Below are 757 nucleotides of genomic sequence, written 5' to 3' on the forward strand. Positions count from 1 at the left end.
GCCCGTGGGGGACCGGGTGGGGGTCGTGCACCAGTGGGAGCGCTCCCATGGTGTGGGTGGTGCCGGGAGTGGTCAAGGTGTTGGAGGGTTCGAAATTATTCGAAGACACTTTGCGGAAGCCGGCGGGAAAAAGGCCCGTCATCCATCTGTACGCGTACAGGAGTTGACGCTAACGTCCGTAGCACCAGTGGGAGCGATTCCGTTTTCAGTCGACACGTCCGCCTGTACGTGTCCGGCCCGCCAGGAGTCGCTCAGATGCGAAAGTCCCGTGTTCCCGCCCCCCGGCGTGACGCGGCGTGCTCCCGGATGCCGGGCGGAGTCGAACCGCACGGACAAGGAGACCCGCACACGATGCGCCGTACCAGAACCGCCTTACTCTCAGCCTTCGCGATGGTCGCGGGGGCCGGGGGAGTGGCCGCCGCCATGCAGCCCTCGACCGCGGCCGCAGCCGCCGCGGCCTGCACCGTGAAGTACCAGGTGCAGAGCTCGTGGAGTGGCGGGTTCACCGCCAACGTGACCCTCACCAACAACTCGGCCGCGAAGTCCTCCTGGAAGGTCGGCTGGTCCTTCGCCGGCAACCAGAAGGTCTCCAACGGGTGGAACGCCAAGATCACCCAGAGCGGCGCCGCCGTCACCGCTGCCAACGAGTCGTACAACGGCCAGCTGGGCAGCGGGGCCTCGGTCAGCTTCGGCTTCAACGGCACCTTCAGCGGGACCAACGCGGTGCCCACGGCGTTCACGCTCGACGGTGCGGCCT

Annotated in this window: 1 protein-coding gene; it reads left to right on the forward strand. The window is 67.2% G+C overall.

Features of this window, described 5'->3' with window-relative positions; genetic code table 11:
- Positions 1–351 precede the first annotated feature (351 nt).
- Positions 352–757 (forward strand): cellulose binding domain-containing protein (locus ACOV8S_RS09375; RefSeq protein ID WP_448317243.1); only part of this gene is annotated, 406 nt, incomplete at its 3' end.

The sequence above is a fragment of the Streptomyces sp. CO7 genome (assembly GCF_053474865.1).